The sequence below is a fragment of the Cryobacterium frigoriphilum genome (assembly GCF_004403305.1).
GTDB classification, from domain to species: Bacteria; Actinomycetota; Actinomycetes; order Actinomycetales; family Microbacteriaceae; genus Cryobacterium; species Cryobacterium frigoriphilum.
In genome coordinates, this window is sequence record NZ_SOHE01000041.1 from 221,420 (window position 1) to 241,169 (window position 19,750).

At 66.4% G+C, this 19,750-nt stretch carries 20 protein-coding genes; 13 read left to right on the top strand and 7 right to left on the bottom strand.

What is annotated here, in order from left to right; genetic code table 11:
* The first annotated feature begins 61 nt into the window (after nt 1-61).
* Both E3T55_RS09505 and E3T55_RS09510 read left to right on the top strand, forming a co-directional pair.
* A complete protein-coding gene (locus E3T55_RS09505) occupies nt 62-676 on the top strand; it encodes an exonuclease domain-containing protein (protein WP_134519296.1) in 615 nt (204 codons plus the stop codon).
* A 65-nt stretch (nt 677-741) separates the two neighbouring features.
* Nucleotides 742-2,043: a DNA recombination protein RmuC gene (locus E3T55_RS09510; RefSeq protein ID WP_134519297.1), complete on the top strand. Its 1,302-nt coding sequence runs from the start codon at nt 742-744 to the stop codon at nt 2,041-2,043.
* 118 nt (nt 2,044-2,161) lie between these two features.
* On the opposite strand, the gene glpX is transcribed toward E3T55_RS09510, so the two are convergent.
* The gene (gene glpX / locus E3T55_RS09515) at nt 2,162-3,223 is read right to left on the bottom strand and encodes a class II fructose-bisphosphatase (RefSeq protein ID WP_134519298.1); all 1,062 of its coding nucleotides are present in this window, start codon (nt 3,221-3,223) and stop codon (nt 2,162-2,164) included.
* Nucleotides 3,224-3,383: 160 nt separating this feature from the next.
* Here glpX and fbaA point away from each other — a divergent pair, with 160 nt between their 5' ends.
* From fbaA to E3T55_RS09530, 3 genes are all read left to right on the top strand, one after another.
* Nucleotides 3,384-4,409: a class II fructose-bisphosphate aldolase gene (gene fbaA / locus E3T55_RS09520; protein WP_134519299.1), complete on the top strand. Its 1,026-nt coding sequence runs from the start codon at nt 3,384-3,386 to the stop codon at nt 4,407-4,409.
* A 102-nt stretch (nt 4,410-4,511) separates the two neighbouring features.
* Nucleotides 4,512-5,243, top strand: a complete 732-nt coding sequence (locus tag E3T55_RS09525) for a DUF6264 family protein (protein WP_134519300.1) — start codon at nt 4,512-4,514, stop codon at nt 5,241-5,243.
* Nucleotides 5,244-5,654: 411 nt separating this feature from the next.
* Nucleotides 5,655-6,830, top strand: a complete 1,176-nt coding sequence (locus tag E3T55_RS09530; RefSeq protein ID WP_134519301.1) for a hypothetical protein — start codon at nt 5,655-5,657, stop codon at nt 6,828-6,830.
* 334 nt (nt 6,831-7,164) lie between these two features.
* Here the strand turns inward: E3T55_RS09530 and E3T55_RS09535 are convergent, their stop codons facing one another.
* On the bottom strand, nt 7,165-8,205 hold the full coding sequence (locus tag E3T55_RS09535) for a 4-hydroxy-3-methylbut-2-enyl diphosphate reductase (protein ID WP_134519349.1): 1,041 nt from the start codon (nt 8,203-8,205) through the stop codon (nt 7,165-7,167).
* A 182-nt stretch (nt 8,206-8,387) separates the two neighbouring features.
* Here E3T55_RS09535 and xseA point away from each other — a divergent pair, with 182 nt between their 5' ends.
* From xseA to E3T55_RS09560, 5 genes are all read left to right on the top strand, one after another.
* Nucleotides 8,388-9,623, top strand: a complete 1,236-nt coding sequence (gene xseA / locus E3T55_RS09540; protein ID WP_134519302.1) for an exodeoxyribonuclease VII large subunit — start codon at nt 8,388-8,390, stop codon at nt 9,621-9,623.
* A 10-nt stretch (nt 9,624-9,633) separates the two neighbouring features.
* Entirely contained in the window at nt 9,634-9,888 is a 255-nt protein-coding gene (locus E3T55_RS09545; RefSeq protein WP_134519303.1) for an exodeoxyribonuclease VII small subunit, read from the top strand.
* Nucleotides 9,885-10,535 (top strand): DUF4245 domain-containing protein, encoded by a 651-nt coding sequence (locus E3T55_RS09550; RefSeq protein WP_134519304.1) that lies wholly within the window; start codon nt 9,885-9,887, stop codon nt 10,533-10,535. Before E3T55_RS09545 ends, E3T55_RS09550 begins: the two co-directional genes overlap by 4 nt.
* On the top strand, nt 10,532-11,206 hold the full coding sequence (locus E3T55_RS09555) for a carbonic anhydrase (protein ID WP_134519305.1): 675 nt from the start codon (nt 10,532-10,534) through the stop codon (nt 11,204-11,206). The genes E3T55_RS09550 and E3T55_RS09555 overlap by 4 nt, the downstream gene beginning before the upstream one ends.
* Before the next feature lie 179 nt (nt 11,207-11,385).
* Complete coding sequence (locus E3T55_RS09560) at nt 11,386-12,798, top strand: class II fumarate hydratase (RefSeq protein WP_420897996.1); 1,413 nt, start codon at nt 11,386-11,388, stop codon at nt 12,796-12,798.
* Between the two features lie 68 nt (nt 12,799-12,866).
* On the opposite strand, the gene E3T55_RS09565 is transcribed toward E3T55_RS09560, so the two are convergent.
* The 3 genes from E3T55_RS09565 to E3T55_RS09575 form a co-directional block, all read right to left on the bottom strand.
* Entirely contained in the window at nt 12,867-14,216 is a 1,350-nt protein-coding gene (locus E3T55_RS09565; RefSeq protein WP_420897997.1) for a PhoH family protein, read from the bottom strand.
* 260 nt (nt 14,217-14,476) lie between these two features.
* Nucleotides 14,477-15,682 (bottom strand): aminotransferase class V-fold PLP-dependent enzyme, encoded by a 1,206-nt coding sequence (locus tag E3T55_RS09570; RefSeq protein WP_134519307.1) that lies wholly within the window; start codon nt 15,680-15,682, stop codon nt 14,477-14,479.
* A gap of 1 nt (nt 15,683) precedes the next feature.
* Complete coding sequence (locus E3T55_RS09575; RefSeq protein ID WP_134519308.1) at nt 15,684-16,469, bottom strand: isoprenyl transferase; 786 nt, start codon at nt 16,467-16,469, stop codon at nt 15,684-15,686.
* Between the two features lie 91 nt (nt 16,470-16,560).
* Here E3T55_RS09575 and trhA point away from each other — a divergent pair, with 91 nt between their 5' ends.
* Nucleotides 16,561-17,262: a PAQR family membrane homeostasis protein TrhA gene (gene trhA, locus E3T55_RS09580; RefSeq protein ID WP_134519309.1), complete on the top strand. Its 702-nt coding sequence runs from the start codon at nt 16,561-16,563 to the stop codon at nt 17,260-17,262.
* Nucleotides 17,263-17,277: 15 nt separating this feature from the next.
* Here trhA and E3T55_RS09585 read toward each other — a convergent pair whose 3' ends face one another.
* Nucleotides 17,278-17,529, bottom strand: coding sequence for a hypothetical protein (locus E3T55_RS09585; RefSeq protein ID WP_134519310.1), 252 nt, complete (start codon nt 17,527-17,529; stop codon nt 17,278-17,280).
* Nucleotides 17,526-18,374, bottom strand: a complete 849-nt coding sequence (gene mca, locus E3T55_RS09590) for a mycothiol conjugate amidase Mca (RefSeq protein WP_134519351.1) — start codon at nt 18,372-18,374, stop codon at nt 17,526-17,528. The genes E3T55_RS09585 and mca overlap by 4 nt, the downstream gene beginning before the upstream one ends.
* Nucleotides 18,375-18,475: 101 nt before the next feature.
* Between mca and E3T55_RS09595 the strand changes: the two genes are divergently transcribed.
* Together E3T55_RS09595 and greA are read left to right on the top strand one after the other, a co-directional pair.
* A complete protein-coding gene (locus E3T55_RS09595; RefSeq protein WP_166791729.1) occupies nt 18,476-18,928 on the top strand; it encodes a DUF4307 domain-containing protein in 453 nt (150 codons plus the stop codon).
* 117 nt (nt 18,929-19,045) lie between these two features.
* The gene (gene greA / locus E3T55_RS09600) at nt 19,046-19,534 is read left to right on the top strand and encodes a transcription elongation factor GreA (protein WP_134519312.1); all 489 of its coding nucleotides are present in this window, start codon (nt 19,046-19,048) and stop codon (nt 19,532-19,534) included.
* Nucleotides 19,535-19,750 lie beyond the last annotated feature (216 nt).

Consider the following 19,750-nt stretch of genomic DNA (forward strand, 5'->3'; position numbering starts at 1 on the left):
TACCGTTTCGTGCGGGAAGCGCTGTCGGCGGGCGTGTCGGAGGCTCGTGAGACGATGACACGTGCTGAATTTCACCGCTATCGATTTCGAAACCGCCAACTCGTCGGGCGCTTCGGCGTGCTCGGTCGGGCTGGTGAAGGTGCACGACGGCAAGGTCGTCGACAAGGTGTACTGGTTGATTCAGCCGCCGCCCGGGCACGACACCTTCCTGGAATGGAACACGAAGATCCACGGCCTGCGGGCAGCGGATGTCGTGGGCGCCGACACCTGGGCGCAGCAGCTCCCGAAGCTGGTCGCCTTCGCCGACGGCGACCCGCTCGTGGCGCACAACGCCGGATTCGACCTCGGCGTCATCAAGACCGCCTCCACCGTCACCGGCCAGACCGTTCCCGACTTCTCGTACGTGTGCAGCCTTCAGGTCGCCCGCCGCACCTACCACCTCGACTCCTATCGGCTGCCGCTGGCCGCCGCAGCCGCCGGCTTCGAAGGCTTCTCGCACCACAATGCGCTGGCGGATGCCGAGGCGTGCGCCGCCATCATCATCCACGCCGCCGCCGTGCACGACTCGAAAACCCTGGGCGGGCTCGCCCGCTTTCTGCGGGTGAAGATCGGCGTGATCGGGCCGGAGGCGACCAAGGAGCACGCCTCAAACCATGGGCCGATGGCCTTGCAGTAGCCGAATCCTCCCCGAGGCGGCACGCCTTTCGGGGAGTGTCGGAGGGTGCTGACAGACTTATTTGCATGGACACTCTCAGCCTGATCCTCGGCCTTCTCATCGGTGCACTGCTCGGCGCCCTGCTCGTCTACGTTGTGCTCGCGCGACGCGCGGGCGGGCGTCCGCTTGCCGTCGACCCGGCAATGCTCGACGCCCGGCACCAGATGGCCCTCGCCGAGCTGCGCGCCGGGGAAGCATCCGTTCGCGGCGCGCTGCAGGCCGAGCTGTCGGCCGCCCTCGCCACGGTCGACGGCCTGCGCGGCCAGATCGTCGACGTACGGCAGCAATACCGCGAACTGAGCGAACTCCAGCACACCGACCAGGCCGCGCGCACCGAACGTGACCGGCAAGAGAGCAAGGTGCTGCAGGCACTCGCCCCGGTGAAAGAGAGCCTGCAGGACATGCAGAAGAAGGTGTCGGAGCTCGAGGCCCAGCGCACCCTGCAGCACGGCGAGCTCAGCGAGCAGCTGCGGTTCGCGACCGAATCCGAGGAGCGGCTCAGCCGCACGGCCGAGTCGCTCGCATCCGCTCTTCGCGCGAACAGCACCCGGGGGGTCTGGGGCGAGACTCAGTTGCGCAGCGTGGTCGAGGCCGCGGGCCTTCTCGAACGGGTCGACTTTGATGTTCAGGCGAGCATCAGTTCAGACGCCGGAGCCGGCCGGCCCGACATGGTCGTGCACCTGCCGGGCGGTAAAAACATCGCCGTCGACGCCAAGGTGCCCTTCAGTGCGTTCCTCGAGGCCAGCCAAATACCGGCGACGGCGACGGGTGCGGAGGGCGACCGCCGCGCGACGCTCATGAAAGCGCACGTGAAGGCCGTGCGTGACCACGTCATCGCGCTCGGCGGCAAGGCCTACTGGCAGGGGCTCGAGGCCTCCCCCGAGATCGTGATCGCGTTCATTCCGAGCGAGTCTCTCGTGTCGTCGGCGCTCGAGGCCGACCCATCGATCATGGAGTTCGCCTTCAGCAAGCGGGTCGCGCTCGCTTCCCCCGTCACCCTCTGGTCGGTGCTGAAGACCGTCGCCTTCAGCTGGCAGCAAGATGTGCTGACCCACGACGCCAAGGTGCTCTTCGACCTCAGCCGAGAGCTCTACACGCGATTGTCGGTCACGGCCACTCACATCGAGAAGCTCGGGCGATCGATCGAACGCACCGTCAAGGACTACAACGGCTTCGTCGGGTCGATGGAACGTCAGGTGCTGCCGACTGCCCGCAAGCTCAACGCGCTCGACGAATCGATCGTGCTCGCGCCGCTCGCCGCCATCGACGAACCCACCCGCGAGCTGGCCGCCTACGAGTTCGTCGCCGAGCTCGAACAGTCCCGGTAGCCATCCGCTCGCTGCCACCCGGGTTAACCGCCGCGAGAGCGGGTGGCTCGTCGGTGAGACCAGGTCTAACCGACGAGCCACCCGCTCTCGCGGGACGTGCAGGGTGTTACGAGACCGGCTAGGCCGGGGTTAGAGCCACTTCGCGGCCTGGTGTTCCGCGATGACACGGCGCGCCGTGCCCGAACGCGAGCGCAGCACGATGCTCTCGGTGNGTGCCCGAACGCGAGCGCAGCACGATGCTCTCGGTGCGGATCATCGGGCCCTTACGACGCACACCGTCGACGAGTCCGCCATCCGTCACGCCGGTGGCGACGAAGAAGGTATTGTCGCCGCTGACCATGTCTTCAACCTCGAGGAGCTTGTTCAGGTCGAGGCCGGCCGCGATGGCCTTCTCTTTTTCGTTCTCGGCGGGGGCGAGGCGGCCCTGCATGTAGCCGCCAAGCGCCTTGATCGCGCAGGCGGTGGTGATGCCCTCGGGGCTGCCGCCGATGCCGACGCACATGTCGATGCGGGTCTCGTAGCGGGCGGCGTTGATGCCGCCGGCGACGTCACCGTCGAGCATCAGGCGTGTTCCGGCGCCGGCGCTGCGGATTTCGTCGATGAGCTGCTCGTGACGGGGGCGGTCCAGTACGGCGAGCACCATCTCGTCGACGGGCTTGCCGGTCGCCTGTGAGTAGGCGCGGATGTTGTCGCCAATGGACTGGTCCAGGCTCACGACGCCGCGGCCGGCGGCGCCGGTGACGATCTTGTCCATGTAGAACACCGAGGAGGCGTCGAGCATAGTGCCGCGGGAGGAAACGGCGATCACGGAGAGGGCATTCTGGCGGCCGGCGGCGGTGAGGCTCGTGCCGTCGATCGGGTCGACCGCGATGTCGCAGGCCGGGCCGCGGCCGTTGCCGACGCGCTCGCCGTTGAAGAGCATGGGGGCTTCGTCTTTTTCGCCCTCGCCAATGACGATGAGGCCATCGAAGTTGACGGTACCGAGGAACGCGCGCATCGCGTCGACGGCAGCCTTGTCGGCGGCGTTCTTGTCGCCGCGGCCGATGAAAGGCACCGCGCGAATGGCGGCGGCTTCGGTGGCACGCACGAGTTCCATCGCAAGGTTGCGATCGGGGTGAGAGTAGAGGATGGCGGATTCGGGGCTGTTCACAGTAGGTCCTCCCGGACGTAGATTCGACATCGGTGGCGACGGATGCGCCGGAATCGCGCGAAATCTCCCGCCCACAGGAGCCTAGCGCCCTCGTCGAACGCTGTGGCCTTCCGGGCGGCTGCCGGGCCCGTTCCGGCCCGTCAGTCGATAGGGTGGAATCGACTAAGCCGCTTACCTTTCAGGAGACGCTATGCCCATCGCCACCCCCGACCAGTACGCCGAGATGCTGAACAAGGCCAAGACCGGAGGATTCGCCTACCCGGCGTTCAACGTGTCATCGTCGCAGAGCATCAACGCCGTACTCCAGGGCCTCACGGAAGCCGGCTCCGACGGCATCATCCAGGTCACCACCGGCGGCGCCGACTATTTCGCCGGCCACACCGTGAAAAACCGCGCATCGGGCGCCCTCGCCTTCGCTGCTTTCGTGCACGCCGTCGCCGACAACTATCCGATCACGGTAGCCCTGCACACCGACCACTGCCCGCAGGGAGCACTCGGCGACTTCGTCATGCCCCTGATCGCGGCGTCGGAGGACGAGGTCAAGGCTGGCCGCAATCCCATCTTCCAGTCCCACATGTGGGACGGTTCGGCCATCGCGCTCGGCGAGAACCTCACCGTGGCAACGGATGTGCTCAAGCGCACCCGTGCGATCAACGCGATCCTCGAAGTCGAGATCGGCGCTGTCGGCGGCGAAGAAGACGGCGTGCAGGCCGACGTGAACGAGAACCTCTATACGACCCTCGACGATGCCGTCAAGATGGTCGAGGCCATCGGGCTCGGCGAGCAGGGCCGCTACATGGCCGCCCTCACCTTCGGCAACGTGCACGGCGTCTACAAGCCGGGCAACGTCAAGCTGCGCCCCGAGCTTCTGAAAGACATCCAGACCGGCCTGGCCGCGAAGTTCGGCACCGCCGACCTGCCCCTCGACCTCGTCTTCCACGGCGGCTCCGGCTCGACCGATGCCGAAATCGCCGAGGCCGTGCGCAACGGTGTCGTGAAGATGAACATTGACACCGACACTCAGTACGCGTTCACGCGCTCGATCGCGGACTACATGCTCAAGAACTACGACAAGGTCATCAAGGTAGACGGCGAAGTCGGCAACAAGAAGGTCTACGATCCGCGTGCCTGGGGCAAGATCGCCGAGTCCGCCATGGCTGCCCGCGTCGTTGACGCGACCCGCCAGCTCGGATCTGCCGGGCACTCGAACAGCTAGACCGGGCAGAATGGGTCGAAGACGCCGAGGCCAGTCGGTCCGGCGCTTCGACCCCACGCTTGGCCGCCCGCTTTGGCCTAGACCAGGAGTTACAGGAACACCATGTCTGACACCGCCGCATCCACCCCCTCCGGCACCCCGCCGGTCGACCGCCGGCCTCGGCCCCAGTACGGCGAGCTGGCTCCCGAGGGCTGGGTCTGGAAACCGCCGGCGGATGCGCCGCCCGCGACCGGCGACGCCACCGCACCGGCCGGCGAGGCAGGCACCGCGGCACGTGCAGCCACCGACGTGTCAGCGCCGACTAAACCCGGCCGGTCCGCCAAGCCGGCCAAGGTCGCCAAGGTCGCCAAGCCGGCTAAGGTCGCCAAGCCGGCTACAGACGCCCGGACTCCCAAGACCGCGACCTTCATTCAGTCCACTCCGACCTCGGCCACCGACCCAGCGCCAGCGGGGGCCGCACCGACCCGCGCGGTGCCGGCCTGGGACCGCTACCTGACGATCACCCTGTTGTTCGTCGGACTGCTCGCTACGTTTTCGGCCGTATCGACGTTCAGCGGCGTGCCGACGGTCATGCAGCAGCTGTACACGATGCAAGACCTCGGAACGTACGAAGCGGCAGCATCCGTTTCGGGAACACTGCTCGCCGGCAGCATTCTGGAGGGCCTGATCTGGGCAGCAACGACAGCCCTGTCCGTCTCGCTGATGGTGCGTGGCAAACGCACCTTCTACCTCCCCATCATCGGCGCCGTCATCTCCGGAGTCGTGCTGTTCGCCGTCATGGCCGTCGTCGTCGTGACCGACCCGACCCTGCTGACGTTCTACGGCCAGCCCTAACGCCCCGTACCGTTCGACGGAGTTTGCGGGCCAACGACGGCTAATTTAAGCTCAAACGGCAGTTTCCGCGTCACACTCCGTCGAATGGTACGCGAACGGATGCGGCCGGCCGGATGCCCGGCCGCAGCGCCCAGCATCCGCCACAGCCGCGCCACCGTCCTCGGCGGCAGGGCGTACCATTCGACGGACGCGGGCCCTCAAAACCGGCTTTCACGCACGCGACCGACCAATTCGCTGCCGAAATCCGTCGAATGGTACGCGAAGCTACCGTCGCTTGGGCCGTTCGGGCAGCAGCGAGCGGATGCCGGCGGCTGGCCCGTCCGGACGACCCGCGGCATCCATCCTGGCCGGGCCAAGTACCCAGCGGTTCCGTACCATTCGACGGAGAAGGCGCGCTGAAAGGCCTTGTATGTGAACTCGGAAGGACCGCGGGGCGTTACCGACCGTCGAATGGTTCGGCTCAGGAAGTTCTCCACAGGCGGCGATGTCGTCGGAGTTTGCTGTTCTGGCGCAGCCGGTGCGACAGACCACCGATGCGGTGTGATGCTCACCGACATGAATCCACTGACGGACAGTATTTTCGCCCACGGGCTGTTTCTGAAGCGTGCAAGCCTGTTCCGGCTCGGCTACTCGCGCCGGCAGATCGCCTCCGCGGTCGCGACGGGAGCAGTCCTGCGCGTGCGCAAGGGTTGGTATACCGTGCCGAGCACCCCCCTCATGGCAATCGAAGCGTTCTGCATCGGCGGGCGACTCACCGGCCTGAGTGCCTTCAAAACGTACGGATTGTGGACACCCGACACGGCCAAACTCCACGTGACAGTACCTCATGACGCTCGAGCTCTGCGTCGACCGTGCGATATGAACACCCGGCTTGGCCTCATCGACCGAGAACACTGCGCGATCACGTGGACCGATGATCGGACCGCGCGCGCCGCGGACACCCCGTGGCGGACCTCGATCATCGACGCGCTCGTGCACATTCTCACGCACGAAGGCCGCATCGCCGCCATCATTTGCCTCGACGCGGCACTGAACGCCGCGCAGCATGGCCGACCAGGTATCGATGAGCACGACCTCGATACAATCTTCGCCCGAGCCCCACGTGCGGTTCAGGGCTGGCGCGCCGAGGTCGACGGCCGCGCCGGCGCGGGCGGTGAAACCGAGTTTCGACTACTCACCGCAGCGGCCGGCATCCCCTTCGTGCCCCAACCCTTTGTCGACGGAGTCGGGTACCTTGACGGGCAGATCGGGCCGCACACCTTCGTCGAAATCGATGGCAAAGAATGGCACGACAACCCTCGGGCACGCGAGATCGACACTCATCGAGATGCCGTTGTCGTCAGACAGCACGGAACTGTCATCCGGGTCACCTACCAGATGTATCGCACCCATTGGAGCCTGACGCTGGCAGCTCTGCTGTGCGCCATCGAAGACGACTGGAAACTCGACGCACCGTCGCAGTTCCCGCCATTCCCCTGGCGGCCGAAGAAGCCCCGGAAGCCGCGCCGGGAGCGTAGCCGGCGGCACCGGAAGCAGCCGGCTGAGTCGAGCAAGTTGATCGATGAGGCCGAGCAGGCACGCCACTAATCTGCGCACTCGCTCCGTCGCGGTTTTCCAGGTTGTACCATTCGACGGAGTTGGGCGTGAATATCTCGGTTTGTCGGCCGCGGCAGAGCACTTTCAGCCCGAATTCCGTCGAATGGTACGGGCAGGGGACGCCGCGAACGAAACCCTGCCCATCCGCTCTCCGCCAAGCGACGGGCACCAGACGGGGCCCACGCGAGAATCACCCGAGCGGGTCAGCGCCCGTACCATTCGACGGAGTTGTAACGGGTCAAGACCGGCTTGTGGCCGACGCAGCGCGCAAAAGGGGCTCACACTCCGTCGAACGGTACAGACACGGGCGGGGCGGGCGGGCGGGCTAGTCGTTGGAGGCGATGCGGCCGCCGAGGGCGCGGGCATCCGTCTTGCCGGCGAGGTCCTTGCGCAGTTCCTTCGGCAGCGAGAAGAGCAGGTCTTCCTCGGCCGTTTTGACCTGCTGCACGTCGCCGTAGCCGGCGTCGGCAAGGTCGCGCAACAGCTCTTCCACGAGTTCTTCGGGAACGGATGCCCCACTCGTCACCCCGACGGTGGCCACGCCGTCGAGCCACTCCTGCTTGACCTCGCTGGCATAGTCGACCCGGTACGCGGCGGAGGCGCCGTATTCGAGGGCGACCTCGACCAGACGCACGGAGTTCGACGAGTTCGCCGAGCCGACCACGATCACCAGTTCGGCGTCTTCGGCGACCTTCTTGATCGCCACCTGGCGGTTCTGGGTGGCGTAGCAGATGTCGTCGCTCGGCGGGTCTTGCAGCAGCGGAAAGCGGGCGCGCAGGCGGCGCACGGTCTCCATGGTCTCGTCGACGCTGAGCGTGGTCTGGGACAGCCAGACGACCTTGGTGGGATCGGCCACCTCGATGGTGTCGGCCTCATCGGGGCTGCCGACGAGGGTCGTGTGCTCGGGGGCTTCCCCGGCGGTGCCCTCGACCTCTTCGTGGCCTTCGTGGCCGATCAGCAGAATCTGAAAGTCGTCACGGGCGAAGCGCACGGCCTCGCGGTGCACCTTGGTGACGAGCGGGCACGTCGCGTCGATGGCCTGCAGGCCACGCGCAGCGGCGGCATTGACGACGGCCGGCGACACGCCGTGCGCGCTGAAGACGATGTGGGCCCCGGTGGGAACCTCGTCGACCTCGTCGACGAAGATGGCGCCCTTCTTCTCGAGTTCGCTGACGACGTGGGTGTTGTGCACGATCTGCTTGCGCACGTAAACGGGAGCGCCATACAGGTCCAGGGCCTTTTCGACGGCGATCACGGCCCGGTCGACGCCGGCGCAGTAGCCGCGGGGGGCGGCGAGCAGCACCCGTTTGTGTCCGATGACCGGGGTATCCTTGAGCCTGTTGCGTGCGCTCGGAATGCGAGGCATGCCGAGGCCGATCGAGGCCGCGGCGGCGGGAGCGGCGGCGGACGTGGTGGCATGGATGGGGCGGGAAGATTCTGCACTCAGGGTCACCAATCCAGTCTAGGCGCGCAACCCTGAACCCCCCGTGAACCCAACCCCCGTGAACCCAACCCCTGTGAACCCAACCCCTGTGAGGAAGCCCCCAGATGACGGATGCACCCGCCACACTCGAGACACCGTGGCCGGTCGCGCTGTTGTCCAACAAGATCCGCGGCTACATCGAACGCCTCGGCACGGTCTGGGTCGAGGGCGAGGTCACCCAGTGGGGCGGTAGCGGCGGCAACGTCTACGGCAAGCTCAAAGACCTCGGCGAAGACGCCACCGTGAGCTTCACGATCTGGTCCTCGGTCAAGTCTCGCCTCACGGCCGATTTCAAGCAGGGCGACCGCGTCATCGCGCTCGTCAAACCCAACTATTGGGTCAAGGGCGGCACCCTCACCATGCAGGTCTTCGACCTGCGGCACGTCGGAATCGGCGATCTGCTGGAGCGCCTCGAACGGCTGCGGGCCCAGCTTGCCCAGGAGGGCCTCTTCGATCGCTCCCGCAAGGTCGCGCTGCCGTTTCTGCCGGCCTGCATCGGGCTGGTGACCGGCAAGGACTCCGACGCCGAAAAGGACGTGATCCGCAACGCCCAGTTGCGCTGGCCCGCCGTCGAGTTTCGTCTCGCCTACGCCGCGGTGCAGGGTGACCGGGCGGTCGCCGAGGTGACCGCCGCCATCCAGCTTCTCGACGCCGACCCCACGGTCGACGTGATCATCGTCGCCCGCGGCGGCGGCGACTTTCAAAACCTGCTCGCCTTCAGCGACGAGGGCCTGCTGCGCGCCGCGAGCGCCTGCACGACCCCACTCGTGAGCGCGATCGGTCACGAAAACGACCGGCCGCTGCTCGACGACGTCGCTGACCTGCGGGCGTCCACGCCGACGGATGCCGCCAAACGCGTCGTTCCCGACGTCTCCGACGAACTCAACCGGGTACAGCAGGCCAGGGCGCGGCTCAGCAACCGGCTCACCGGCGTGCTGTCGTCCGAGGTCGACCGGCTGACCCAGTTGAGAAGCCGCCCGGTGCTCAGCACCCCGACCTGGATCGTCGACTCCCGCGCCGAAGACCTCACCCGATACGTGGCCCGCGGCAGCGAGCTCGTCGAGCGGGTCGTGGAGCGCGCCGGTGCCGTGGTCGACGACCTGCGCTCCCAGCTGCGGGCGCTGTCGCCCCAGGGCACCCTCGACCGCGGTTACGCGATCGTGCAGCTGCCCGGCGGTGCCGTGCTGCGCACCGCAGACGAGGCACCCGCGGGCACCGAGCTGCGCATCACCGTGGGAACGGGCACGGTGCCCGCCACCAGCACGCTCACCCCCAGCGTTTCAGAGTTGATTTCAAAATAGAATGGATGCCATGACCACTTCGGCCCCCCAACCCACGACCGCAACCGCGTCCGTCCCCGACCTGAGCGGGCTCAGCTACGAGCAGGCCCGCGACGAACTCGTGCGCGTGGTCAGCGAGCTGGAGCAGGGGTCGAACACCCTCGAGCATTCCCTCGAGCTGTGGGAACGCGGCGAGGCTCTCGCCGGACGCTGTGAAGAGTGGCTGATCGGAGCGAAGGCCCGCCTCGACGCCGCCCGCGCCCGCCAGCAGGCCGCCGCCGAATGAGTCGCGCCAAACGCGAACCCCGAATCGTTGCCGAGCTGGGCCGGCCGGAAACCCGCGAGGAGACAGCCGAGCGGCTCGCCACCGGGTCCCGCAACTATCGGTCCCGCAAGACTCTCAACAACCTCGTGCTGTCGCTGCTCGCGACCCTCGTGACCGTGCTCGTGATCGTGCTGCTCGTGCCGCGCAACGACAACCCGATCCTGCTCGACGTGGACTACCAGGCGAGCGCCGCGCAGCTGCAGACGGCCATCGACGAACCGCTGCTGAGCCCCGACCTGCCCAGCGGCTGGCGGGCCAACGCCGCAGAGTACCGCTCCGACGGATCCGACGGAGTCTCGGCCTGGTACATCGGTCTGCTGACCCCCGAGAACCAGTTCATCGGCCTCACCCAGGGCTTCGACGCCAACCCCACCTGGCTGTCGCAGCAGGTCGGCGACACGCCCGTCTCGCAGACCCTCATGATCGAGGGGGTGAAGTGGGATGTCTATGTGAACCCCGCCACCACAGACCAGGGCAACTTTGAATATGCCCTCGTCACCGCGGCCGGCGACAGCACCTACCTGCTGCTCGGCACCGCCGAACCCGCCGAATTCGCCGAACTCGCCCGAATTTCGGCTCCCACAATCCTGGACAACGAGGCCTCATGACCCCGACCCCTCCCGCATCCTTCGGCGCCACGACCGCCGATCTGCCCACCCCGGCCGAGGCGTGGCGGGAGCTGCTCGAGGGCAACCAACGCTTCGTGGCCGGCGAGCCGCGGCACCGTGCCGACGTCGACCGCCGAGCGGAGCTCACCCACAAACAGACTCCGCATGCCGCCCTGTTCGGCTGCAGCGACTCCCGACTCGCGGCCGAGATCATCTTCGACCAGGGCCTCGGCGACCTCTTCGTCATCCGCAATGCCGGCCAGATCATCTCCACCTCGGTGCTCGGCTCGCTCGAGTACGCCGTGGCCGTGCTGCACGTACCGCTGATTCTGGTGCTCGGCCACGATGAGTGCGGGGCCGTGCGCGCCGCCATCGACTCGCAGGCCGAAGACGCCACGCCGTTGCCGCCGCACATCGCTCACATCATCGACAAGATCATTCCGGCGGTGCGCCGCGTTGGCGGGGCGACGGATGCCGCGTTCCTCGTTCCAGAGAACGTCGATGCGGCATCCGTCGGCCGAGAGCACCTGCGTGACACCGTCGCCGAACTGCTCAAGCGGTCGGAGATCGTCAGCGACGCCATCGCAGACGGTACATTGGCTATCGTCGGCGCGAACTACCGGCTGGCCGAGGGCCAGGCCGACCCCCATATCGTCGTGGGAGTGATCTAGGCCCCCGGGCCGTTCTCTCACGCAGCAGAAATAGCACGCCGTTCAATCAACACGCAGTTCAATCAACACGCAGTTCAATCAACACGCAGTTCAATCAACACAATGCACGAGCACGACCGCATCGAGCACGACAAAACAGGCATGACTTCATACAGCACCGAAAGGGAATGCACACAGTGGTGGACAACTCTGAAAACGCCGGTTACCGGATCGAACACGACACGATGGGAGAGGTGCGGGTTCCCATTGCCGCCCTCTACGGGGCCCAGACGCAGCGCGCCGTCGAAAACTTCCCGATCTCCGGCTCCACGCTGGAATCCGCGCAGATCGCGGCGCTCGCTCGCATCAAGAAGTCCGCGGCCCTCGCCAACGCCCAGCTCGGCGTTCTCGACAACGCGATCGCCCAGGCGATCGCCGCGGCCGCCGATGAGGTCATCACCGGCAAGTACGACTCCGAGTTTCCGATCGACGTCTACCAGACCGGCAGCGGAACCTCCTCGAACATGAACATGAACGAGGTCATCGCGACCCTCGCGACGCGTTCGCTCGGCAGCGCCGTGCACCCCAACGACCACGTCAACGCGAGCCAGTCCTCCAACGACGTGTTCCCGACCTCGGTGCACATCGCCGTCACGAGCGCGCTCATCGACGAGCTCATCCCCTCGCTCGACCACCTCGCCGTGTCGCTCGAGGCGAAGGCCGAACTGTGGAAAGAGGCCGTCAAGGCCGGCCGCACCCACCTCATGGACGCGACCCCGGTCACCCTCGGCCAGGAATTCGGCGGTTACGCCCGCCAGGTGCGCCTCGGCATCGAGCGCATCCGCACCGCGCTCCCCCGCATCTCCGAGGTTCCCCTCGGCGGCACCGCGGTCGGAACCGGCATCAACACCCCGGCCGGCTTCCCGCAGCTGGTCATCGAACTGCTCGTCACCGAGACCGAGCTTCCGATCACCGAGGCCCGCGACCACTTCGAAGCGCAGGCTAACCGCGACGGCCTCGTCGACGCATCCGGTGCCCTGCGCACCATCGCCGTGAGCCTCACCAAGATCTGCAACGACCTGCGCTGGATGGGCTCCGGCCCGAACACCGGCTTCGGTGAGATCAACATTCCCGATCTGCAGCCCGGCTCCTCGATCATGCCCGGCAAGGTCAACCCGGTCATCCCCGAGGCCGTGCTCATGGTCTGCTCGCGCGTCATCGGTAACGACGCCACCATCGCCTGGTCCGGCGCCTCTGGCTCGTTCGAGCTCAACGTCGCCATCCCGGTGATGGGCACCGCGCTGCTCGAGTCGATCCGACTGCTGAGCAATGCCACCCGCGTGCTCGCCGACAAGACCGTCGACGGCCTCGTCGCCAACGTCGAGCACGCCCGCGCCCTCGCCGAGAAGTCCCCCTCGATCGTCACGCCGCTCAACCGCGTGATCGGTTACGAAGCCGCCGCCAAGGTCGCCAAGAAGGCCGTCGCCGACGGCCTCACCGTGCGCGAGTCGGTCATCGCCCTCGGACACGTGGAGCGCGGCGATCTCACGCTCGCCGAGCTCGACAGCGCCCTCGACGTGCTCTCGATGACACGTCCCCCGCAGAAGAAATAGCCCGCAGAAGAAGTAGCCCACCTCACAAACCGCCCGGCCCCTGACAGGGCCGGGCGGTTTCGTGCACGCTACAGGACCTCGTTTCCCTCCAGCATCTCCGTGACGAGCGCCGCAATCGCGCTGCGCTCCGACCTGGTCAGGGTCATGTGCGCAAAGAGCGGATGCCCCTTCAGCGTTTCAATCACCGACGCGACTCCATCGAACCGGCCCACGCGCAGGTTGTCGCGCTGTGCCACGTCGTGGGTCAGCACGACCCGCGAGTTCTGCCCGATGCGGCTCAGAACCGTCAGCAGCACGTTGCGTTCAAGCGACTGAGCCTCATCAACGATGACGAAGGCGTCGTGCAGGGAACGACCACGGATGTGGGTGAGCGGCAAGACCTCGAGGATCCCGCGCTCGAGCACCTCTTCAAGCACGTTCTCGGACACGAGCGCGCCGAGCGTATCGAACACCGCCTGCGCCCACGGACCCATTTTCTCGCCCTGGTCGCCCGGCAGAAAGCCGAGTTCCTGGCCGCCGACCGCGTACAGGGGCCGAAACACCATGATCTTGCGGTACTGCTGGCGCTCCAGCACGGCTTCGAGCCCGGCGCAGAGAGCAAGGGCCGACTTGCCCGTTCCCGCGCGACCACCGAGCGAGAGGATGCCGATGCTCGGGTCGAGCAGCAGGTCGATGGCGAGGCGCTGCTCGGCCGAGCGACCATGCAGGCCGAAAACGTCGCGGTCACCGCGCACGAGCTTGAGCTCGCCCTTGCCGGTGACGCGTCCGAGGGCTGATCCCCGGTCGGAGTGGATCACCAGGCCGGTGTTGATGGGCATGTCCTGCACGAGTCGGGTGGTGAGCTGCTCTTTGTCATAGAGCTCGCTGACCTGGTCGGCACCGAGAGTGATCTCGTCCATGCCGGTCCAGCCGGAGTCCACCGCGAGTTCGTGGCGGTACTCGTCGGCGGCGAGGCCGAGCGAGGCGGCCTTCACCCGCAGCGGCAGGTCTTTCGAGACCACCGTGACGAGCATGCCGTCATTGGCGAGGTTGAGGGCCACCGCGAGAATGCGGGAGTCGTTGTCGTTCAGCTGCAGGCCGGACGGCAGAACCGACATGTTCGAGTGGTTCAGTTCGACGCGCAGGGTGCCGCCCTCACCGACCGGAATCGGAAAGTCCAGGCGCTCGTGCTTCAGCCGCAACTCATCGAGGTTGCGCAGGGCCTGCCGGGCGAAATACCCGATTTCCGGGTCGTTGCGCTTGGATTCCAGCTCGCTGATGACCACGACGGGCAGCACGATGGAGTGCTCGGCGAAACGAAAAATGGCCTTCGGATCAGAGAGCAGTACCGAGGTATCGAGCACGAAGGTGCGCTCTGCTTGTTCAACGGACGAGTCCGCTCGGTCTGCTGCCTGATAGTCCACTCGGTTAGCGGTCACAACCACTCCCACCCTGCGCCGACTGGCGCGGAATTTCACTTGGCGAGTCGGCCACTCAGATCTTCCCGAACTGAGAATATCGAGCCGTACTTATGTGGCCGTCTCGATCAGATCTCATATCTGATGAGCGCCACGCTACGTCGCGCGGTGCCAGAAAGGAAGAGGACACGCCCGCGGCAATCTTCTATTAACCTGACGTTTGCGCGGCACCGCCCCGCTTTGGGGGTGTGCGTCGGCGGCGCGATCCTGGCTCGAGCGCGCTAGTAGGACGCGGCGCTCGAGTAGGAAGTGAAGGCAGCACGCACCATCTCCACGGTGTCGGTCGAGAGTTCCGCGTGCACGCTGAGTCTGACCGTGCCCCCGCGCACCGTCGCGGTCACGCCATGGTTGTGCAGCGAGGCGCTCAACAGCGTCAGGAGCTCGCGCGGCGGGTCGAGCACCACGATACCCGCCCGCTCCCGCTCGTCGCGGGAGGAGAGCAACGGCACCGCGTACTCGTCGGCCAGGTCGATGAGTTCGCTCACGTTGTCGGCGACGGCCGCTTCGATCCGAGTGAGGCCGACGGTCTCGACCTCCTCGAGCGCCGCCGCGAACCGGGCCTGGGCGACCGCGTCGCCGTTGCTGACCTGGAAGGCAGCGGCTCCCGCGCGAGGCCGCGTGATGATGTCCCAGGGGTCGCCGCCGTCCTCGTCGGGTTCGGCGCCGGCGAACCCGGAGAACACCGGCACCAGGCAGTCGAGGGCGCGGTCGCTCAGCGCGAGGAATCCGGTGCCCCAGCCCGCGCGCATCCACTTCTGGCCACCGGTCGCGACCACGTCGGCCACCTCCCACGGAGCGTCAACGACCCCGAAGCCCTGGATCGCATCGACGACCAGCAGCCGATCGCCAATGACCTGGCGGATGCCGTCGAGATCGACCCGAAACCCGGTGCGGGAATCGACGAGGCAGACCGCGACAACACCGACGGAATCGGTGAGCTGTTCGCGAATCAGCCCCGGCGTCACCCGGCCGTGCGGCCCGTCACCGCCGAGCCCGTCACCGCCGAGTCCGTCAAGGCCGAGCCACAGTGGGGTGACGACGTGCAGAGCCTCGGCCGCGCGCGCCGCGGCGAAAGGCAGGCTGGGGAAATCTGCGGGCGAGAGCAGCACCTCGCCGGTCAGGCCGAACAGGGCGTGCATGAGTCCGGTCGTGGTGTTGGGCTGCAGGGCGATCTGGTCACTGCGGAATCCGGTTGCGCGGGCAACGGCGGAAACTGCCCGCGCCTGCTGCTGGCCGAGGTCATCGAGGCTGCCGAAGCGGGCCCGCGAGAGCACGTCGGTTTGGCCGAGGGTTTCGGCGACGACGGTTGTCGACAGTGGCCCGACCCGGCCGTAGTCGAGGTATCCGGATTCCTCGCGGAACCCGCTGCGGTAGGCCGCGAGAGCGGCCTGGCCCGCGGCATCCGCTGTTGGACGAGTGCGGGCCATTTCAGCCGCCGTACCGACGCTGGCGTTTGGCGAAGTCGCGCAGCGCCCGCAGAAAGTCGACCTGGCGCAGGTCGGGGCCGAGCGCCTCGACGAAGTAGAACTCGCTGTGGGCGCTCTGCCAGAGCATGAAGTCGCTCAGCCGCTGCTCACCGGAGGTACGAATCACCAGATCAGGGTCGGGCTGCCCGGTCGTATACAGGTGCTGGCCGATGAGTTCGGGGGTCAGTGTCGCGGCGAGGTCCTCGAGCGTGCCGCCGTCGTGCAGGTGCATCGCGACGATGCTGCGCATCGCATCCGTGATTTCGGTGCGTCCGCCGTAGCCGACGGCGAGGTTCACGTGCAGGCCGCGCTGCGCGCTCGTGCGGGCCTCGGCCGCCTCGAGCGACGCGACGAGCGGGTCGGGCAGGCAGGCCTTCGCCCCCACCTGCTGCACCCGCCAGTCCCGGTAATGGGAGAGATCTTCGGCGAGTTCGGCGATGATTTCGAACAGGTCGGACAGTTCCTCCGACGCACGGTTGGTGAGGTTGTCGGCGGAGAGCAGGTACAGCGTCACGGTCGAGATGCCGAGATCGTCACACCATTCGAGAAACTCACGCATCTTCGCAGCGCCAGCGCGATGCCCGTGCGAGACCGAGTCCAGCCCCAGCTGGCGCGCCCAGCGCCGGTTGCCGTCGATGATCATGGCAACGTGCCGGGGAACGTTGTCGCGGGTCAGCCCGCGCCGCAGACGGCGCTGGTACAACCCGTAGAGGATGCCCCGCGCGAGTGGGACCTGCGGTTTCTTCACACAGTCACGCTAGTGCACGCGGGAGCCGAACACCGCAGCGAGCGGGTGCCGGTGCTCGAACAGTGCCGCGCAGAAGTCGTAGTCTTGCACCATGTCATCCGAGGATTCCAGCACGCACCTGCCGCTGATCGAAGCGGCCGACGCCCACCCCGACGAGGTCAAGCCGACCTGGCGGGGCTGGATTCACGCGGGCACGTTCCCGGTCACGATCGTGGCCGGCATCGTGCTGCTAATCGTCGCCGACGGGCCGGCCGCGAAGTGGAGCTCGTTCGTCTTCGTGCTGAGTTCCATGCTGCTCTTTGGCAACTCAGCGCTCTATCACCGCTTCAATTGGAAGCCGCGCACCCGCATCCTGCTCAAGCGCATCGACCACGCCAACATTTTTTTGCTGATCGCCGGGTCATACACGCCGATCACGGTGCTCGCCCTGCCGACGGAGAAGGCCACGCTGCTGCTGTGGATCGTCTGGGGCGGCGCGGTGCTCGGCATCGCCTTCCGGGTGTTCTGGATCCACGCTCCGCGCTGGCTGTACGTGCCGCTCTACCTGCTGCTCAGCTACGGCGCCCTCATCTTCATCGTCGACTTCTTCACGGCCAACGCGGTCATGATGACGCTGATCCTGGTCGGCGGGCTCTGCTACACCGTCGGCGCGGTGGTCTACGGGCTCAAGAAACCCAACCCGGTGCCCGGTGTCTTCGGGTTCCACGAGATCTTCCACACCCTCACGGTCGTGGCTTTTCTCTGCCACTTCACGGCCATCACGATGATCGCGGTGAACCCGCTCTACCCGTAACGGCGCGGGCGCGGGCTACTCCGGTTTGTCTTCCTTGGCCGCGATCTCGGCTTCGAGACGTTCCTTAATCTCGGCGCGATAGGTCGTGCGACGGATGCGACGGACCATGTCGAATCCAATCAGCACCGTGGCCGCGGCCACGAGAAATATTGCCGCGAAGCCGATCGGGCCCGGCGTGACGGTGTTCGGGTCGAGGTCAGAACCGGGCGAGTTCTGCAGCACGAAGGTCGCCGCAGCGAACACGGGCGCCACCATCATGTCGATCATGAGTCGCCCTTGATGCCGGCGAAGAGGTCGGATTCGGGCATGTCGGTGTCCACCTTTGAGTCAATGAGCTGAAAGTCTTCGTAGGGCCAGGCCTCGCGCACGAGATCGTTCGGCCAGAAAAAGAAGCTGCTGGTCGGGGCCACCTGGCTGGCGTGAGCGCGCAACGCTGCGTCTCTCGCTTCCAGAAAGTCACCGATCGGCACGTGAGTGGTCGCGAGCGTTGGCCGATCCTTCATCCACTCTCGTGCCTCGCTGAGCGGCTCCAGCAGCGGGGAGTCCGGCTCCTTCACACTCAGCGCGAGGTACATGGCATCGATGCGTTCGAGGTTGAAGATGCGGTCGTAGTAGAGCTTGGAGATCTGCCACGGTTCGCCGGTGTTCGGATACCGCGCCGGGTCGGCCGCGGCGCGATACGCCTCGAGCGACACCTCGTGGGTACGAATGTGGTCAGGGTGCGGATAGCCGCCCTGCTCGTCGTACGTGATCAGCACCTGGGGGCGGAACTCTCGAATGATGCGCACGAGCGGCTCCGCGGAGTACTCGAGCGGAATGTCGGCGAAGGAGTTCTTCGGAACCGACTTGTCGTCGTTCATGCCCGAATCCTGATATCCGAGCCAACGGTGTTGCACCCCCAGCGCCTGCTGGGCCCGCTTCATCTCGAGACGACGGAGGCCGGTGATGTCACGTTCGGCCATCGCGTGGCCGGCCAGTTCCTGGTTCAGGATGCTGCCGCGTTCGCCACCGGTACAGCTGACGACGAGCACTTCGGCGCCCGCGCTCACGTAAGACGCGTAGGTCGCCGCCCCCTTGCTTGACTCGTCGTCGGGGTGGGCGTGAACGGCCAGCAGTCGCAACACAACGTACTCCTCAGGAATGCCAGATAAACTTTCCTCAAGCCTAATCCTTGAGCCACGGCCCATCGTTCGAACCGGGAGTCCAGTCGCCAGTGCCAGCCACGCCCAGCACCGAGATACCAGTCGCCGCGCCTGTCGCCGTGCCCGCCGAGAGCGCCGAACTCCAGTCACGCTATGGGCGAACGCCGCGCGCCCGCACCCGAGACAAGAGATCCCTCTGGGCCCTCGGCGGTATTTTCGCCGTTGTGCTCACGGCCTGGGTGGTCTGGACCGGCCTCGACGGCGCATCCACGGTGATCGAAGCCAACGACACTCGGCACAGCATCATTGATGACAACAGCGTCAGCGTCACCTTCGAGGTGTCGATGCCAGTGAACAGCGCCTCGACCTGCGCGGTACAGGCACTCAACGAAAGCTTCACCGTGGTGGGCTGGAAGATCATCGAGCTGCCGCCATCCGCTCAGTACAACCGCTCGTTTACGGAGATCGTGCGCACCACGGAACTTCCCAATACGGGTTTGATTTACGAGTGCTGGCTGTCCTAAACTGTGATATTCGCCCTGACGTATCGTCGGGGCGTCGACTATATCTGCGGGCCGGGCGCCGACTGGCGCACTTGCGCGGCCATCGACGCGGGTTGAGCAGAACGGAGGAGATCTACCGTGAGTACCGACACAACGGTCACCTGGCTGACCCAGCAGGCATACGACCGCCTCGCAGCGGAATTGGACACCCTGAGCAACTTCGGTCGGGTCGACATCGCGAAGAAGATCGAGTCTGCCCGGGAAGAGGGCGACCTCAAGGAAAACTCCGGCTACCACGCGGCTAAAGAAGAGCAGGGCAAGATGGAGGCGCGCATCCGCACCCTGATCCTGCTGCTGCGCAACGCCGAGGTCGGCCATGCTCCCGAAAGCAACGGCATCGTCGCCCCCGGAACCGTCATCACCGCCACGATCGCCGGCGACGAGAGCCGCTTTCTGATCGGCAGCCGCGAAATCGGCGGCAACAGCGACCTCGATGTCTTCAGCGAGCAGAGCCCGCTCGGCTCGGCGATCATCGGCCTCAAGGTCGGCGGATCCACGACCTACACGACCCCGAACGGCAAGCAGATCGCCGTCGAGATTCTCAACGTCGAGACTTTCACCGGCTGACTCGACGGATCGTGCCGCGGGGCCCGGCCAACTTCGGTTGGTCGGGCCCCGCGGCCTTTAACGGCTCCCACCGCGACCACCGCGTACCATTCGACGGACATCGGGCGCCAACAGTACCGGCAAAGTCAAGTCGTCGGAGCAACGTGGTGGTTTTAGGCTGCGAGGAGCAGCTGGTTGAGCCGTTGGCCCGGGGTGTCGAGGTCGAGGGTGGGGCGG

Coding starts and splice junctions, on each gene's coding strand:
- E3T55_RS09510 (WP_134519297.1), top strand. CDS start 742: ATGGACACTCTCAGCCTGATCCTCGGCCTTCTCATCGGTGCACTGCTC.
- fbaA (WP_134519299.1), top strand. CDS start 3,384: ATGCCCATCGCCACCCCCGACCAGTACGCCGAGATGCTGAACAAGGCC.
- E3T55_RS09525 (WP_134519300.1), top strand. CDS start 4,512: ATGTCTGACACCGCCGCATCCACCCCCTCCGGCACCCCGCCGGTCGAC.
- E3T55_RS09535 (WP_134519349.1), bottom strand. CDS start 8,205: ATGCCTCGCATTCCGAGCGCACGCAACAGGCTCAAGGATACCCCGGTC.
- xseA (WP_134519302.1), top strand. CDS start 8,388: ATGACGGATGCACCCGCCACACTCGAGACACCGTGGCCGGTCGCGCTG.
- E3T55_RS09545 (WP_134519303.1), top strand. CDS start 9,634: ATGACCACTTCGGCCCCCCAACCCACGACCGCAACCGCGTCCGTCCCC.
- E3T55_RS09550 (WP_134519304.1), top strand. CDS start 9,885: ATGAGTCGCGCCAAACGCGAACCCCGAATCGTTGCCGAGCTGGGCCGG.
- E3T55_RS09555 (WP_134519305.1), top strand. CDS start 10,532: ATGACCCCGACCCCTCCCGCATCCTTCGGCGCCACGACCGCCGATCTG.
- E3T55_RS09570 (WP_134519307.1), bottom strand. CDS start 15,682: ATGGCCCGCACTCGTCCAACAGCGGATGCCGCGGGCCAGGCCGCTCTC.
- trhA (WP_134519309.1), top strand. CDS start 16,561: ATGTCATCCGAGGATTCCAGCACGCACCTGCCGCTGATCGAAGCGGCC.
- E3T55_RS09585 (WP_134519310.1), bottom strand. CDS start 17,529: ATGATCGACATGATGGTGGCGCCCGTGTTCGCTGCGGCGACCTTCGTG.